Below are 14442 nucleotides of genomic sequence, written 5' to 3'. Positions count from 1 at the left end.
GCGCCGATGGCGGGGATTCAGTCGGCCGTGGCCGGCAACGAGGCCTTCACCGCCGCGATGCGCGCGCGGTGGATCGCCTCGCCGATGCGCGGCCCGGTGGCGCCGGCCTGCTGCGCCTCGCGCGCCACCACGTCGGTGGCCACGGCCTGGGCGGCCGCGAGCACCGCGAGCAGGCGCGGGCGTTGCGGGTAGGCGGTGTCCTCGAAGCCGAGCCGGCCGCGCGCGTCGCATTCGCAGGCCAGCAGCGCCTCGGCGAAGCGCGCCGGCTTGCGGAAGGCGTCGCAGCGCTCCAGCAGGCGCACCAGCGGCGTCGCGTCGAGCGCGCCGCTGCGGTGGATGTTGCCGTGCTCGCGCGCCACCACCTCGGCCAGCTCGCGCAGCTCCACCGGCACGCGCCAGCGTTCGCACACGGCCTGCAGCAGGTCGACGCTGCGCAGCTCGTGGTTGATGTGGCGCGGCAGCATGTCGGCGGGCGTGGTGCCCTTGCCGAGGTCGTGCATCAGGCAGGCGAAGCGCACGGGCAGCGTGGCGCCCAGCCGCGCGCTGGTGTCAAGCACCATCATCAGGTGCACGCCGGTGTCGATCTCGGGGTGGTGCTGCGCCGGTTGCGGCACGCCCCACAGCCGGTCGACCTCGGGCAGCAGCACGGCAAGCGCGCCGCAGTCGCGCAGCACCTCGAACATGCGCGAGGGGCGCGTTTCCATCAGGCCGCGCGCGAGCTCCTGCCACACGCGCTCGGGCACCAGCGCATCGACCTCGCCGGCCGCGACCATCTCGCGCATGAGCGCCATGGTTTCGGGCGCGACGGTGAAGTCGTCGAAGCGCGCGGCAAAGCGCGCCACGCGCAGGATGCGCACCGGGTCTTCGCGGAAGGCGTCGGTCACATGGCGCAGCACCTTGTCGCGCAGGTCGCGCTGACCGTGGAAGGGGTCGGCCAGGGTCTCGGGACGAGGGTCGAAGCTGCCGTCGGCGCCCACGTGCTCGGCGGGCAGCGCGATGGCGTTGACGGTCAGGTCGCGCCGGGCGAGGTCCTGCTCCAGCGTGACGTCGGGCGCCGCATGCACCACGAAGCCGCGGTAGCCCGGCGCGCTCTTGCGCTCGGTGCGGGCCAGCGCGTATTCCTCGCGCGTGCGCGGATGCAGAAACACGGGGAAGTCGCGCCCCACGGGCAGGTAGCCGCGCGCCACCATGGCCTCGGGCGTGGCGCCCACCACCAGCCAGTCGTGGTCGGAAACGGGGCGGCCCAGCAGCCGGTCGCGCAGTGCACCGCCGACGAGAAAAATGTTCATGAGTGCAGTGTAGGGATACTCTCCCTGCACAAAAAGAACGGTCGTTCGATAATCGCCGAGCGATGCGAACGACCGTTCGTAAATTCGTGTCGCGCGAAGCACCGGTCGCTGGCCGGTGCCCCCGTGCGCGGGGCTGTTTTCAATACCCAAGGAGCATTCACAGCTATGAAGAAACTCACAACAACAGCATCGTTGGCATTGGCGGCACTCGGGGTCCTGGCATCGGGCAGCGCCCTGGCGCAGAACGCCGGCGACTGGGTCGTCGGCACCGGCTGGTTCCACCTGTCGCCGCAGGATTCGAGCAAGCCGCTGACCGTGACCTCGCCCGTGCACAGCGTGCTGGCCGGCTCGGGCGCGAGCGTCACCAACTCGGACACGCTGGGCCTGAACGTCGCGTACTTCATCGATCCCCACTGGGCCGTCGAGGGCGTGCTCGGCGTGCCGCCCAAGTTCAAGCTCAACGGCAGCGGCACGCTGGCGCGCGTGGGCGAACTCGGCCAGGCCCGCCAGTGGAGCCCGACCGTGCTGGCCAAGTACTACTTCAACGAAGGCAACGACGCCTTCCGTCCGTTCGTGGGCCTGGGCGCCACCTACGTCTGGTACAGCGACGTGAAGCTCACGTCGAACCTGCAGGGCGCGCTGGCCAGCCAGTTCCACGTGCGTCCGTCTTCGGTGAACACCACCGCCAAGCTCGACAGCTCGTTCGCGCCCGTGCTCAACGCCGGCGTGGCCTACCAGTTCGACAAGCACTGGGGCGTGTCGTTCTCGGTGTCCTACATCCCGCTGAAGACCAAGGCCAAGCTCACCACGACCAGCCTCACCGGCCTGCCGGTGGCGCGCAGCGAAGCGAGCCTGAAGCTGAACCCGATCGTCACCTACCTGGCGGCGACGTACCGGTTCTGATGAGGTCCGGCGAGCCCCGATCCCGCGCTCAGTCGCGCGAGGTGCGGTAAGGCTCGTCGAAAGCCACGAAGGTCTTTTCAGCCAGGGCGCCGTCGATCCACGCGGCGACGCCCGGCAGGGCCGCCACGCGCGCGATGTACGCGTCGATGGCCGGCGGCACCGGCAGGCCGTAGCCGCGGATGCGCATGCCCACCGGCGCGAAGAAGGCGTCGGCAATCGTGAAAGCGCCGAACAGCATCGGGCCGCCGTGCGTCTCGAGCAGCTCGGTCCACATCTGCACGATGCGGTCGAGGTCTTCCTGCACGCCGGGCTGCTCGGCCAAAAGCCGCGCGCCCACCTCGGGCAGCGAGGCCTCGATGTTCATCGGGCAGTTGCCGCGCAGGTGGGTGAAGCCCGAGTGCATTTCGGCGCAGATGCTGCGCGCACGGGCCCGCTCGGCCAGGCCCTGGGGCCACAGTTGCTTCTCGGGGAAGCGCTCGGCCAGGTACTCGGCAATGGCCAGCGTGTCCCAGACGGCCAGGTCACCGTCGACCAGCACCGGCACCTTGGCCACGGGGTTGATGGCGCCGATCACGTGCTTGAACTGCGAGGTGGCGTCGAACGAATCGAAGCGCACCATCACCTCCTCGAAGGGAATGCCGGCCTGCGTCATGAGCACCCAGGGGCGCATGGACCACGACGAGTAATTCTTGTTGCCGATGTAGAGCTTGGACATCTATCTGGGTCTCCGGGTCAGTGCGGGAATGCGGGGCAAAGCCGTCGATGCTAGCCGGGCAGCGGGCTGCGATTGATGACGAAGGCGGCGCGAATTGATGCGGGCCGCTTCAGCGTTCGCCGTCCTGGCGGGATTCGGGCGGGACGATCACGCGCGGGCCGGAGGCGTTCGTGTCCGGCGAGGGCTTCACGACGCGCTCGATCAGGCTCACGAGGCGCGGCACCAGCGACAGCACCGCGAGCGCCAGCAGCGCGCTGAACACGGCCGTGACCTCGCGGCCGAGCCCGCAGGCCATGCCGATGGCGGCGGTCATCCACAGCCCGGCGGCGGTGGTGAGGCCCTGCACGTGGGATTCGTCCTTGCCCTGCTTGAGGATGGTGCCGGCGCACAGGAAGCCGACGCCGGCCACCAACCCCTGGATCACGCGGCTCATGTCGGCCGGCACGATGCCGGTCTGCTGCGGGATCAGCACGAACAGCGCCGACCCGATCGCCACCAGCATGTGCGTGCGCACGCCGGCCGCCTTGCCCTGCTGCTCCCGCTCGAAGCCGAGCAGGAAACCCAGCACGGCCGCCAAGAGCAGCCGCACCGAGATGCGCGTGAGTTGCGCGACGTCTCCCGCGTCCGAGAATTCGGACGCGACGGTGTCGAGCACCTCGTCGCGCCAGCTCATGTCAGGGCAGGTCCTTGTTGGGTTCCGGCTCGTTGGCGTTGCGCGGGCCCACGCGGCCCAGGCGCTCCTTCAGCGACTGCGGCTTGCCGCTGATGATGGCGGCGTAGTTGGTGGTGTTGGCCAGCACCTTCTTCACGTAGTCGCGCGTCTCGTTGAAGGGCACGTTCTCGGCCCAGATGGCCGCGTCGATCACCGGGCCGTTGCGCCAGTTGCGCGGCCGGCCCGGGCCGGCGTTGTAGGCCGCGGCGGCCAGCGCCATCGAACCGTCGAAGTCGTCGAGCGCGAGCTTCAGGTAGTTGGTGCCGATGGTGATGTTGGTTTCGCGGTCGTTGATCTGGCCGGGCGTGAAGTCGGTCAGGCCGATCTTGCGGGCGGTCCAGCGCGCCGTGGCGGGCATGACCTGCATCAGGCCCGAGGCACCGACGCCCGAGCGCGCGTCCATGATGAAGCGGCTTTCCTGGCGGATCAGGCCGTAGACGTAGGCCGGGTCCAGGCCGATGTCCTGGCTCTTGCGCAGCACCGTGTCGTGGAAGGGCATGGGGAAGCGCTGCTCGACGTCGATCACGCCCTTGGTGCGCTCGCTGGTGTTGATGCAGCGGTCCCACACCTCGCGCTGGCAGGCCAGGTCGGCGGCGGCCAGCAGGGCGCGGTCGTCCATGCCGCCCTTGTCGTGCAGGTTGGTGGCGTAGTTCCACTCGCGCGTGCCTTCGGAGCGCAGGCCCATGCCGATGGCCTGCAGGCCGCGCTGCAAGCCGGGGTTGGTGCGCGCGGCGTTCTTTTCTTCGGGCGTGAGCGGCGCGGGCCGCGTGGCCGCCACGACGCGCTGGCCCAGCTCTTCGAGCGCCAGCATTTCATAGAAGCCGCGCGTGCCGGCGATGCTGGTGTACAGCTCGCGGGCCTGGGCGCGGCGCTCGTCGCCGCCGGCGCTGCTGAGCGCGCGGGCCTTCCAGTAGACCCAGGTGGGGTCCTGCTGGGCGGCGTCGCTCATGGCGTTGATGGCGGGCGCGACGTCCTTCCACTGGCTGGCGCGCAGGGCGGCGCGCACGCGCCAGCCGAGCATGTCGTCGGACAGGTCGCTGTTCTTCGTGACGTTGCCGAAATAGCTCACGGCCATCGGCGAGAGCTTGTTCGCGGCCGCACGGCCGATGGTGCCCCAGACCCAGTTGCGCTCTTCGGCGGAGAGCATCGGGCCCCACTTGCCGTCGAGCTGTGCGGCGCCCTGGTCGGGGTCGGCGACCGCGATCTTGATGAGCGCGAGCACCACCAGTTCCTTGCGCGACTTGGCGGCCACGAAGGCGCGGCCCGTGAGGAACTTGGCGGCGCTGGCGTTGACCTCTTCGAACAGCGGCAGCGCGTCGGGCGCGGCGATGGTGACGGCGCCACGCGCGGCCGCGGGCCGGTTGGCCTCGATGGCCAGGCGCGCCTTCTTCCAGGCGTCGTTGGTCGTCATCAGGCGGGCCGCGACCATGCGGTCGGCGGCGGTGAGGCAGCCGTCGTCGCTGTCCTTCTGCGCGAACCAGTTGCGGCGCACCTCGTCGGCCTGCGCCTGCGTGGCCGTGCCGGTGCGCAGCGTGTCGACCAGCACCGCGTAGCAGCGCACCTGGGCGTCGTCGCCCATGCGGAAGCCGGCGATGTTGGCGGCAAAGCCGTCCCAGTCGCGGCGCTGGCCGAGCAGCAGCAGCCAGTCGTTGCGCAGGCGGTCTTCCTGGTAGGTGTTGGGGTAGCGCGCGTAGAAGTCCTGCACCTCGTTGGGCGCGGCTTCCTGCAGGCGGGCCTTGAGCTCCCAGTAGGCGGCCCAGGGCTCGAGTGCGTGGCCGCGGGCCTGCGGCAGCAAGGCCGTGAGACGGGCCTTGTCGCCGCGCTGGAAGGCCTGCTTCATCTGGACCAGCACGTCGTCGTTGGTGTTGTTCTGCGCGGCGGCGGGCTGTTGCGACAGCAGCGCGGCGAGTGCGAGAACGGCGGAAAAAACCAGGGCGGGCGCGCCGCGACGCTGACGAGCGCGCGCGGATGCCAAAATGCTTGGGAACTGCATCGGGGGATTATGGACAAGTCAAAGGATGCCGACACCTCGGCCACGGCGAGTTTTCTGAAGGGTCAACTGCGAAAGGCACTCATCGAGCAACGCCTGGCGCTGCCCGACCGCCTTGCGCGGGCCGACCTGTTGCAGCGGGTGATGCGGATCTGGCTGGTCGGCCGGCCCGACACCGTGATCGGTGCCTACTGGCCGATCAAGGGCGAGTTCGACCCGCTGCCCGCACTGCATCGCTGGAAGGAAGACGGCGAACTCATGGAAGAAACGCAGCGCCGCCGCATCGGACTGCCGGTGATCGACAAAGTTCACAAGACGCTCACCTTCCATGCCTGGTACCCGGGCTGCCAGATGGAAGAAGACGCCTACGGCATTCCCAAGCCCAAGGACACCGAGCTGATCGTGCCGACCCTGCTGTTCGTGCCCTGCGTGGGCTACAGCGCGGGCGGCTACCGGCTGGGCTACGGCGGTGGTTTCTACGACCGCACGCTGGCGGCGCTGGAGCCCCGGCCGTTCACGGTGGGGCTGGGCTTCACGAACGGCTTCCTGGAAGACTTCGAACCCGAGGCGCACGACCTGCCGCTGGACGCCATCCTCAACGACAACGGCGTCGTCTGGCCGACCTCCTGAGCCGGCTCAGTCGAGGTTGTCCACCGTGTCGGGGTCGGGCACCTCGCCGATGGTCTGGCGCGTGGTGACGGCCTGCGCCTCCAGCCAGTCGGAAAAGGCCTTGATCTCGGGCCGCAGCGCGTTGCGCGGCCCCGAGATGAGCCAGTAGGCCATCGGTGAATCCAGCCGGTGCTGCGGCAGCACCTCGATCAGGTCGCCGTTGGCCAGGCTTTCGGCAATGAGCGAACTGCGCGCCAGCACCAGCCCCTGGCCCGTGAGCGCGGCCTGCACCATCTGGTACGCATAGTTGAAATAGAGCCAGCGCTTGGGCTGCGCGCGCTCCAGCCCGTTCACTTCGAACCAGCGCCGCCACGTGAGCCACTCGAGGTGCGTGCGGTGCGCGTCGCCCGCCTCGATCAGCGTGAAGCGGGCGATGTCGGCCGGCGTCTTGATCGGCGGGTTGCTCTTGATGAGCCACGGGCTCGCCACCGGCGTCAGCGTTTCGCCGAACAGCCGCACGGCGCCGGGCGGCATGCCTTCGGGTGGGCCGTAGCGCAGCGCGATGTCCACGTCGGCCACGTCGAGGTCGACCGCGATGTCGCTGGCGTCGATGCGGATGTCGATCTCGGGGTTGTCGCGCTGGAAGGCTTCGAGCCGCGGGATCAGCCACATCGAGGCGAACGAGGCAAACGTGGTGAGCGCCACGCTCTTGCGCCCGGCGCTCTGGCGGATCTGCCGCACCGCCATGTCGATGCGCGGCAGCGCCTGCTGCACCGACAGCAGCAACTGCGCCCCGGCGCTGGTCAACTCCACCGCCCGCGTGTGGCGCAGGAACAGCGACACGCCCACTTCCTCTTCGAGCGACTGGATCTGCCGGCTCACGGCCGACTGGGTGAGCGCCATTTCCTCGGCCGCGGCGCGGAAATTCAGGTGCCGCGCGACCGCCTCGAAGGCCCGCAGGTGCCCCGCGGAGATGGGCCGGGAGCGCAGGTGGGTTTGCGAATGTTGCATGGGTATGACTTTGGTGTGCGTTCCCGGCGCCCAGTTGATTGATGCGGGAATCGCATCAGTAGGCTACCTCGTTTTCATTGGACCTCCAAGGCCGCAAAAACGATCATTCATTCCCGAACTGCGCCAACCTCTCTGTCTGTCAAAGGCGCTTCGGATCAGCCAAGGAGTCCTCATCATGTCCACCGCCGTCTGCACCAACGAATCGCTCGCTTCCCTGTCCCGTTCCACCCGCACCGCGGCCATTCCGCCGGCCGTGCGCCGTGGCGCCTGGCAGATTGCGCCCGGCGAGGCGATGAGCCTGAAGGCGCGGTCGGCGAGCGTGCTGCGCGTCAAGCAGGGCCGCGTGTGGGTCACGCCCGACGCCACCGCCCACGGCCCCAGTGAAGACATCGTGCTGGCCCCGGGCGAATCGCTCACCGTGGCCGCCGGCCAGCGCATCGTCATGGAAGCCTGGGATGGCTACGGTGCCACCTACGTGTGGGACCCGGTCTGACCGACCGCCTGCACTCCCGGCTCTTCTGAACAAAGGCGGCTTCGGCCGCCTTTTTCTTTGCCCGTCGTTTTCAGTTTTCCGTCAGTCAGCCGGTCAGGTGCTGATGTCGAAGCTGGCGCGCAGCGCCAGGAAGTGCGCCAGCGCCGCCTCACCGCGCAGGGCCCGCAGGCCCGAGACCGGGTCCGGGCCCTCGCATTCGGCCAGGCCCATCGCAAACCCGCTGTAGCGCCGGACGGCCAGCGGGCCGTCGTGGACCACCACGAGCGCCACGTGGCGCGGATCGCGCTGCAGCCGCGCCATCAGCGCCTGCACCGCCTCGCGCGGCCCCTCGAAATGCTGGCAGAAGCACTGGCCGTCGAACACCAGCAGGCCGGAGATGCCGTCCTCGGCGTTGCGCGCGCGGGCCTGGGTGACGATCGCGCCCACGGTGGCGGGCGGCAGGTCGGAGGCGAGCAGGCTGCAATAGAGGAATTCGTGCAGGAGTTCTGCAGAGGCTTGTTCTGGTGTCATGCGGTGCAAAAAGGGGACATCGTTTCGAGTCTAGGGGGCCATCCTGCGCCCCGAAATGTCAAAAGACATAGCCCCGCCAGCCTATAGTGCGGCGTGAAGTTCGAGGACTACCCCGTTGCCGCCTCCCCGCCGCAGGGTGCGAACCCCTGCGAACACTGCGCGCTGCGGCGCCTGGAGGCCTTCCTGCCGGTGACGGCGCAGCAGCTGGAGGCGATCCAGTCCTTTCGCACCGGCACCCGGCGCGTCGAGGCGGGCGGCACCATCGTCGACGAGCACCGCGCCAGCCCGCAGCTGTTCACGCTCTACGCAGGATGGGCCTTCCGCTACAAGACCCTGAGCGACGGCCGGCGGCAGATCCTGGGTTTTCTGCTGCCCGGCGACTTCATCGGCCTGCAGGACGAGTTCGCCGACGGCCAGACCCACGGCGTCGAGGCCGTGACCGACGCCACGCTGTGCGCCTTTGCCCGCGAGCGGCTGTGGGCCCTGTTCCAGACCCAGCCCCGGCTCGGCTACGACATCACCTGGCTGGCCGCACGCGAGGAAAAGCTGGTGGACGATCACCTCGTCACCGCCGGGCGCCGCAACGCCGGCGAGCGCGTGGCCATGCTGCTCATGCACCTGTACCGCCGCGCCCAGCGCGTGGGCATGGTGCGCGACGGCTGGGTGGAGTTTCCGTTCAACCAGCAGCACATTGCCGACGCGCTGGGACTGTCGCTGGTGCACACCAACAAGACGATGCGGCGGCTGCAGCGCCTGGGCCTGTACAAGCTCGACGGCGGCTGGCTGCGCATCCTGGAGCCGCATGCGCTCGAAACGCTGGGCGACTACTTCGAGCGCCCGCTGCGCCCGGTGCCGATGATCTGAAGGCGCCGCCTGACTCAGCGCGCCGCCACCAGCTGCCGCAGGTCGCCCAGGTAGGCCTGCAGCCGCCGCACCGCCTGCTCGCGCTGCGTGGCGCTGGTGGTGTTGTGCAGCGCCGCCAGGTTGCGGCAGCCTTCCTGCAGCAGCGCCTGCTGCTGGTCGCGCCAGGGGCCGGGCGGCGGATCGGCGATGCGCTGGATGTAGGCATGCAGCGCGGCGCGGGCCTCGGCCGGCGAGGCGCGCGGGCCGCCGTTGCTGCCCAGGAAGCCGCGCAACAGCACCAGCGCCTCCTGCTGGCGCTGGCGCCGCTCCTCGTACGCCAGCTTCGGGCTGAACACCGACTGCGCCACCTGCTGGCGCAGCAGCGCGCGCTGCTCGGTCGTCAGGCGGCCGTAGAAGTCTTCCTGGCGCTCGAGGAACTGGTCGTAGCGCTTTTCTTGCACCTGCGCGGGGCTGCGGTCGAGCCAGTCCTTGCGGTAGTCGGTGTTGTTCTTCGCGTACTTGCGTTCGAGCTGCTGCAGCTGCGCGTCGCTCAGGCTCAGCGCCAGCTCGGCGCTGGCGGCCTCGGCGCGCTCGGTGACGGCGAGCAGGCGCTCGCGGACGCGGTCGGCCAGCTGGCAGGCCTGGGCCGGCGTCACCTCGGCACTCGCCAGGCCCTGGGCCTCCTGCAGCAGGCCGATGATGCGCGGCAGCTCGTTCTGGCGGTGCCAGGCCAGCAGCTGGGCGAGTTCGTCGCGCACCTTGGGGGTCTGGGCGCCGTCGAAGTCGAAGTAGCCGTCGAGCCACCAGTAGCTCAGCTCGGGCAGGTTGTTGTAGGCGAGCTTGACCGCGCTGCAAGCCCCCAGGGCAGCGGCCAGCAGCAGCACACCGATAATTCGGGCCAGTCCAGCACAACGAATCCGGGAAGAAAAGCGCATGAATCAGACTCCGCAGCAGAGCAACCAGGGACCGGTCGACGTCGTCATCATGGCGGCCGGCAAGGGCACGCGCATGAAGAGCAAGCTGCCCAAAGTGTTGCATCGTTTGGCCGGCCGCGCCTTGCTGGCCCACGTGACCGACACCGCCGCGCGCATCGGCGCGCGCCATGTCGTGGTCGTGACAGGCCACGGCGCCGAGCAGGTCGAGGCCGCCATCAAGGCCACCGCCGTGAACGCCGCCGCCCTCGGTTTCGCGCGCCAGGAGCCCCAGCTGGGCACCGGCCACGCCGTGCAGCAGGCCACGCCGCAGCTGCCGGACGACGGCACCGTGGTGATCCTGTCGGGCGACGTGCCCCTGATCGCCGAAGACACGCTGCGCACCCTCATCGCTGCCAGCGGCGGCGAGCGGCTCGCGCTGCTGACCATCGAACTCGACGACCCCACGGGCTACGGCCGCATCATCCGCACCCGTGCCGGCGGCGAGGTGACGGCCATCGTCGAGCACAAGGACGCCACCGAGGCGCAGCGCGCCGTGCGCGAGATCAACAGCGGCGTGATGGCCGCGCCCGCACGGCTGCTCAAGGGCTGGCTGGCGCGGCTGGACAACAAGAACACCCAGGGCGAGTACTACCTGACCGACATCGTGAAGTTCGCGGCCGACGACCGCGTGCCGGTGGTGGCGCATGTCACGACCGACGCGCTGCAGGTGGCCGGCATCAACAGCCCGGCCCAGCTCGCCGCGCTGGAGCGCGCCTGGCAGCTGCGCCAGGCGAATGCGCTGATGGAACAGGGCGTGCGCCTGGCCGATCCGGCGCGCTTCGACCTGCGCGGCACGCTGAGCTGCGGCGCCGACGTCGACATCGACGTCAACTGCGTGTTCGAAGGCACGGTGTCGCTGGGCGAAGGCGTGCGCATCGGCGCCAACTGCGTCGTTGCCAACGTGCGCATCGAGGCGGGCGCGGTGATCCACCCCTTCACCCACATCGATGGCGAGAAGGCCGGCGTGACGGTGGGCGCAGGCGCGCTGGTCGGGCCGTTTGCGCGGCTGCGGCCCGGTGCCCAGCTGGGCGCCGAGGTGCACATCGGCAACTTCGTCGAGGTCAAGAACTCCACGCTGGCGGCGGGCGCCAAGGCCAACCACCTGGCCTACCTGGGCGACGCCACGGTGGGCGAGCGCGTGAACTACGGCGCGGGCAGCATCACGGCCAACTACGACGGCGCCAACAAGCACCGCACCGTGATCGAGGCCGACGTGCACGTGGGCAGCAACTGCGTGCTCGTGGCGCCCGTGACCATCGGCGCGGGCGGCACCATCGGCGGCGGCTCGACGGTGAACAAGTCGACCGAGCCGGGCGCGCTGACCGTGGCGCGGGGCAAGCAGGTCAGCTTCGCGAACTGGAAGCGGCCGCAGAAGTTGCCGAAGAACTGACGGCGGCTTCGGGCTCTGGTTCGGGGCAGGCACCCTGCCCCGGACCTCACCAGCCCGTCAGCAAACGCACGAAGCGCATCACCGGCCGCGCCGCCACCGGCGCCGTGGCCCGGGCCGCGCGCTGGGGCGCATGCACCCGCAGGTGCACCGCCGTCACCGCCGACACCTCGATCCACCCGCCCTGCGGCACGCAGTGCATGTCGCCCTCGCCGAGCAGCGTCTCGGTCATGAACACCGTCTCGCCCAGCCAGCCCGGCGGCGACACCACGCGGGCGCGGCCCTCGGCCAGCTGCAGCCAGGCGCCCGCATCGACGGCGGTGCGCAGCGACTGGCCGGGTTCGAGGACGATGGAATCGGGGGCTTCGGACAGGGTGGTGATCATGGCGGACCTCGGGTGGATGTGGGCTTCATCGTAGGAATTCCGCCGCCCGAAAAACAGGCACACCCGATGGCTATTGCGACCGGAACAGCCGGGCCGCCACGCCATCTGTTATGGTCTTTTTCCCAGTCAACTGCATCTGTTTTCGGATGCCCGATGCGGGGAACATCGACCCATGGACTCGCTACCGCTCTACCGCCAGCTCGCGGCGCACTACGTGGACGCGATCCACGCCGGTTCGCTCAAGGCCGGCGACAAGCTCCCCTCGCTGCGCAGCCTGATGCGGCTGCACGACATCAGCCTCTCGACCGCGCTGCAGGTGTGCCGCGCCATGGAAAGCGAAGGCTGGGTCGAGGCGCGCGACCGCTCGGGCTACTTCGTGCGCCGCCCGCAGCGCCTGGCCATCGCGGCCATGGAGGAACCCGTGTCCGGCGTGCCGCCCGACCCGGCGCAGTTCGTCAACATGCGCACGCGCATGGCCAACTTCATGGCGCGCGGACGCCTCAACGACGTGAAGCTCAACTTCGCGATCTCGCGCGCCGCCCCCGAGCTCTACCCCGCCGAAGCGCTGCGCAACGCCATGACGCGCGCGCTGCGCCAGCGCCCCGAGCTGCTGACCACGGCCTCTTCGCAAAAAGGCCACGAGCAGTTCCGCCAGGTCGTGGCCCAGCGCAACCTGCGCGTGGGCATGACCGTGGCGCCCGACGACGTGCTGGTGACCAACGGCTGCATCGAGGCGCTGAACCTCGCGCTGCGCGCCATCGCCAAGCCCGGCGACACCGTGGCCGTCGAATCGCCCACCTTCTACGGCCTGCTGCAGGTGCTCGAAAGCCTGGGCCTGCGCGGGCTGGAGATTCCGACCAGCCCGCAGACCGGCATCTCGCTCGAGGCGCTCGACCTGGCCATCCACACCTACGACGACATCAAGGCCGTGGTGGTGGTGCCGCACCTGCAGAACCCCATCGGCAGCGTGATGCCCGACGCCCACAAGCAGCGGCTGGTGCAGCTGTGCGAAAGCCACGGCATCGCGCTGGTCGAGGACGACACCTACAGCGACCTGGTGGAAACCGAGGTGCCGCCGCGCGCCATCAAGTCCTGGGACCGCACGGGCAACGTGGTGTATTGCGCCTCGCTGCACAAGGTGCTGGCGCCAGGCCTGCGGCTGGGCTGGATCACGGCCGGGCGCTGGCACGCGCAGGTCGAGATGCTCAAGTACGCGCAGACGCGCAACAACGAGGCGCTGGCGCAGATCGCCGCGGGCGAGATCATTGCCAGCGGCGGCTACGACCGCCACCTGCGCCGGCTGCGCGAACGCCTGCACACGCAGCGCGACCAGACGGCCGACGCCATCGCCCGCTACTTCCCGGCCGGCACGCGGCTGAACCTGCCGCGCGGCGGCTTCCAGCTGTGGGTGGAGTTGCCCGAGCGGCTGTCGTCTGTGGCCGTGTTCGAGGCGGCCCTGCGCGAGCACATGCTGGTGGCGCCGGGCGCGCAGTTCTCGAACGCCTCGCGCTTCGACCACTACCTGCGCATCAACTGCGGCTGGCCCTTCAGCGAAGCGGTCGATGCGGGGCTGCGGCGGCTCGGGCGGATCGTCGAGGAAGGCTGCGCGGCGCAGAAGCACCCGCCGGCGACGGGGGTGCGATCGCCGCGCGCCGCGGCTCAGTCCAGCAGCGCCAGGGCCGCGTAGTCGCCCACCTTGTCGCCGAGCCCGGCGGGCACCAGCAGCACGCCGCGCGTGAGCGGCGGCAGCTTGCCGTCGACCTGCGCCTGCAGCCGCGGCAGCACGAAGTCGCGGTGGTGCCAGAACACGCTGCCGCCCAGGCTGATGCGCTGCAGGTCGAGCGTGATGACGAGGTTGTAGAGCATGCGGCCGATCACGCGGCACAGCGCGTCGGCCTTCTCGAGGGCCGCGGCGTCACCGGCCGCGGCGGCCGTGAACAGATCGGCCGCGGGCTGGCCGAAGCGGTGCGCGATCGAATTGCCGCCCGCCAGCGCTTCCACGTCGCCCAGGTTGCCGCAGCCGCACAGCGCGCCGCTGTCGTCGTCGACCACGAAGCTGTGGCCCGCATGGCCGGCGTTGCCGTTCTTGCCGCGCAGCGCCTTGCCGTCGACGCACAGGCCCACGCCCACGCCGGTGCTCCAGGTCGCGTAGGCACAGTTGTCGAGCCCCTTCAGCGCGCCCCAGTGGCGCTCGGCCTCGAGCGCGGCCACGGCGTCGTTCTCGACGCGCACGCGGGCGAAGCGGCGCGCCAGCGGCGCCTCGACGATGGCCGTCATCCAGTTGTTGGGCAGCCCGCGCGAGGGGCCGGCGATGCCGCCGCAGATGTTGGGCGTGGCCAGCTCGACCATGCCGTCGTGCAGCTCGAAAGGCCCTGTCGACGACACGCCCACGCGGTCGATGCTGGCCGGGTCGATGCCCTGCTCGGCGCACACCTCGTCGATGAGCCGCAGGATCTGCACCGCCACGGCGTCGTTGTTGCCGGTCTTGGCGGTGGGCTCGCTGCGGCGGCCGATCAGCGGCGCGTCGCTCGAAGCGGAAAGGCTCACGGCGACCTTGGTGCCACCGATGTCTACGCAGGCTCTCATTGCGGGGTTCTCTTCTTTCTCAGTCGTCGCCGCGC

General features: G+C 70.0%; 15 protein-coding genes. 6 read left to right on the top strand and 9 right to left on the bottom strand.

Annotated elements, in window-relative coordinates:
• Nucleotides 1–17 precede the first annotated feature (17 nt).
• On the bottom strand, nucleotides 18–1289 hold the full coding sequence (locus AC1RAA_RS23415) for a multifunctional CCA addition/repair protein (protein ID WP_062477956.1): 1272 nt from the start codon (nucleotides 1287–1289) through the stop codon (nucleotides 18–20).
• A 165-nt stretch (nucleotides 1290–1454) separates the two neighbouring features.
• On the opposite strand from AC1RAA_RS23415, the gene AC1RAA_RS23410 reads away from it, so the two are divergent.
• Entirely contained in the window at nucleotides 1455–2192 is a 738-nt protein-coding gene (locus AC1RAA_RS23410; RefSeq protein ID WP_492732228.1) for an OmpW/AlkL family protein, read from the top strand.
• A gap of 28 nt (nucleotides 2193–2220) precedes the next feature.
• Here AC1RAA_RS23410 and AC1RAA_RS23405 read toward each other — a convergent pair whose 3' ends face one another.
• The 3 genes from AC1RAA_RS23405 to AC1RAA_RS23395 all read right to left on the bottom strand — a co-directional run bounded on the left by AC1RAA_RS23405 (nucleotide 2221) and on the right by AC1RAA_RS23395 (nucleotide 5612).
• Nucleotides 2221–2907: a glutathione S-transferase family protein gene (locus AC1RAA_RS23405; RefSeq protein WP_095948223.1), complete on the bottom strand. Its 687-nt coding sequence runs from the start codon at nucleotides 2905–2907 to the stop codon at nucleotides 2221–2223.
• Nucleotides 2908–3016: 109 nt separating this feature from the next.
• A complete protein-coding gene (locus AC1RAA_RS23400) occupies nucleotides 3017–3580 on the bottom strand; it encodes an MgtC/SapB family protein (protein ID WP_492732230.1) in 564 nt (187 codons plus the stop codon).
• A 1-nt stretch (nucleotide 3581) separates the two neighbouring features.
• Entirely contained in the window at nucleotides 3582–5612 is a 2031-nt protein-coding gene (locus AC1RAA_RS23395) for a lytic transglycosylase domain-containing protein (protein WP_070060072.1), read from the bottom strand.
• A 9-nt stretch (nucleotides 5613–5621) separates the two neighbouring features.
• Between AC1RAA_RS23395 and AC1RAA_RS23390 the strand changes: the two genes are divergently transcribed.
• Complete coding sequence (locus tag AC1RAA_RS23390) at nucleotides 5622–6239, top strand: 5-formyltetrahydrofolate cyclo-ligase (RefSeq protein ID WP_095743648.1); 618 nt, start codon at nucleotides 5622–5624, stop codon at nucleotides 6237–6239.
• Between the two features lie 6 nt (nucleotides 6240–6245).
• On the opposite strand, the gene AC1RAA_RS23385 is transcribed toward AC1RAA_RS23390, so the two are convergent.
• Nucleotides 6246–7229, bottom strand: coding sequence for a LysR substrate-binding domain-containing protein (locus AC1RAA_RS23385; protein WP_062477933.1), 984 nt, complete (start codon nucleotides 7227–7229; stop codon nucleotides 6246–6248).
• Nucleotides 7230–7404: 175 nt separating this feature from the next.
• Here AC1RAA_RS23385 and AC1RAA_RS23380 point away from each other — a divergent pair, with 175 nt between their 5' ends.
• Nucleotides 7405–7722 carry a DUF2917 domain-containing protein gene (locus tag AC1RAA_RS23380; RefSeq protein ID WP_062477930.1) on the top strand — a complete coding sequence of 106 codons (318 nt, stop codon included), beginning with the start codon at nucleotides 7405–7407 and terminating at the stop codon, nucleotides 7720–7722.
• A gap of 93 nt (nucleotides 7723–7815) precedes the next feature.
• Here the strand turns inward: AC1RAA_RS23380 and AC1RAA_RS23375 are convergent, their stop codons facing one another.
• Complete coding sequence (locus AC1RAA_RS23375) at nucleotides 7816–8232, bottom strand: BLUF domain-containing protein (RefSeq protein ID WP_492732231.1); 417 nt, start codon at nucleotides 8230–8232, stop codon at nucleotides 7816–7818.
• A gap of 93 nt (nucleotides 8233–8325) precedes the next feature.
• Between AC1RAA_RS23375 and AC1RAA_RS23370 the strand changes: the two genes are divergently transcribed.
• Nucleotides 8326–9096, top strand: a complete 771-nt coding sequence (locus AC1RAA_RS23370; RefSeq protein ID WP_174254419.1) for a Crp/Fnr family transcriptional regulator — start codon at nucleotides 8326–8328, stop codon at nucleotides 9094–9096.
• Between the two features lie 14 nt (nucleotides 9097–9110).
• Here the strand turns inward: AC1RAA_RS23370 and AC1RAA_RS23365 are convergent, their stop codons facing one another.
• On the bottom strand, nucleotides 9111–9959 hold the full coding sequence (locus tag AC1RAA_RS23365) for a DUF6279 family lipoprotein (RefSeq protein ID WP_492732232.1): 849 nt from the start codon (nucleotides 9957–9959) through the stop codon (nucleotides 9111–9113).
• 49 nt (nucleotides 9960–10008) lie between these two features.
• On the opposite strand from AC1RAA_RS23365, the gene glmU reads away from it, so the two are divergent.
• The gene (glmU, locus tag AC1RAA_RS23360) at nucleotides 10009–11439 is read left to right on the top strand and encodes a bifunctional UDP-N-acetylglucosamine diphosphorylase/glucosamine-1-phosphate N-acetyltransferase GlmU (RefSeq protein ID WP_492732234.1); all 1431 of its coding nucleotides are present in this window, start codon (nucleotides 10009–10011) and stop codon (nucleotides 11437–11439) included.
• A 46-nt stretch (nucleotides 11440–11485) separates the two neighbouring features.
• Here the strand turns inward: glmU and AC1RAA_RS23355 are convergent, their stop codons facing one another.
• Nucleotides 11486–11821, bottom strand: coding sequence for a hypothetical protein (locus AC1RAA_RS23355; protein ID WP_062477921.1), 336 nt, complete (start codon nucleotides 11819–11821; stop codon nucleotides 11486–11488).
• A gap of 172 nt (nucleotides 11822–11993) precedes the next feature.
• Here AC1RAA_RS23355 and AC1RAA_RS23350 point away from each other — a divergent pair, with 172 nt between their 5' ends.
• A complete protein-coding gene (locus AC1RAA_RS23350; RefSeq protein ID WP_492732235.1) occupies nucleotides 11994–13508 on the top strand; it encodes an aminotransferase-like domain-containing protein in 1515 nt (504 codons plus the stop codon).
• Here AC1RAA_RS23350 and AC1RAA_RS23345 read toward each other — a convergent pair.
• Nucleotides 13481–14407 (bottom strand): ROK family protein, encoded by a 927-nt coding sequence (locus AC1RAA_RS23345; RefSeq protein WP_307583105.1) that lies wholly within the window; start codon nucleotides 14405–14407, stop codon nucleotides 13481–13483. The two genes, AC1RAA_RS23350 and AC1RAA_RS23345, sit on opposite strands and share 28 nt — an antisense overlap.
• Between the last annotated feature and the right edge of the window lie 35 nt (nucleotides 14408–14442).

This window comes from Variovorax sp. GW823-FHT04F07 (assembly GCF_058795995.1).
Note: the sequence above shows the minus strand (reverse complement) of the source record. Positions and strands in the feature narration are given on the sequence as shown.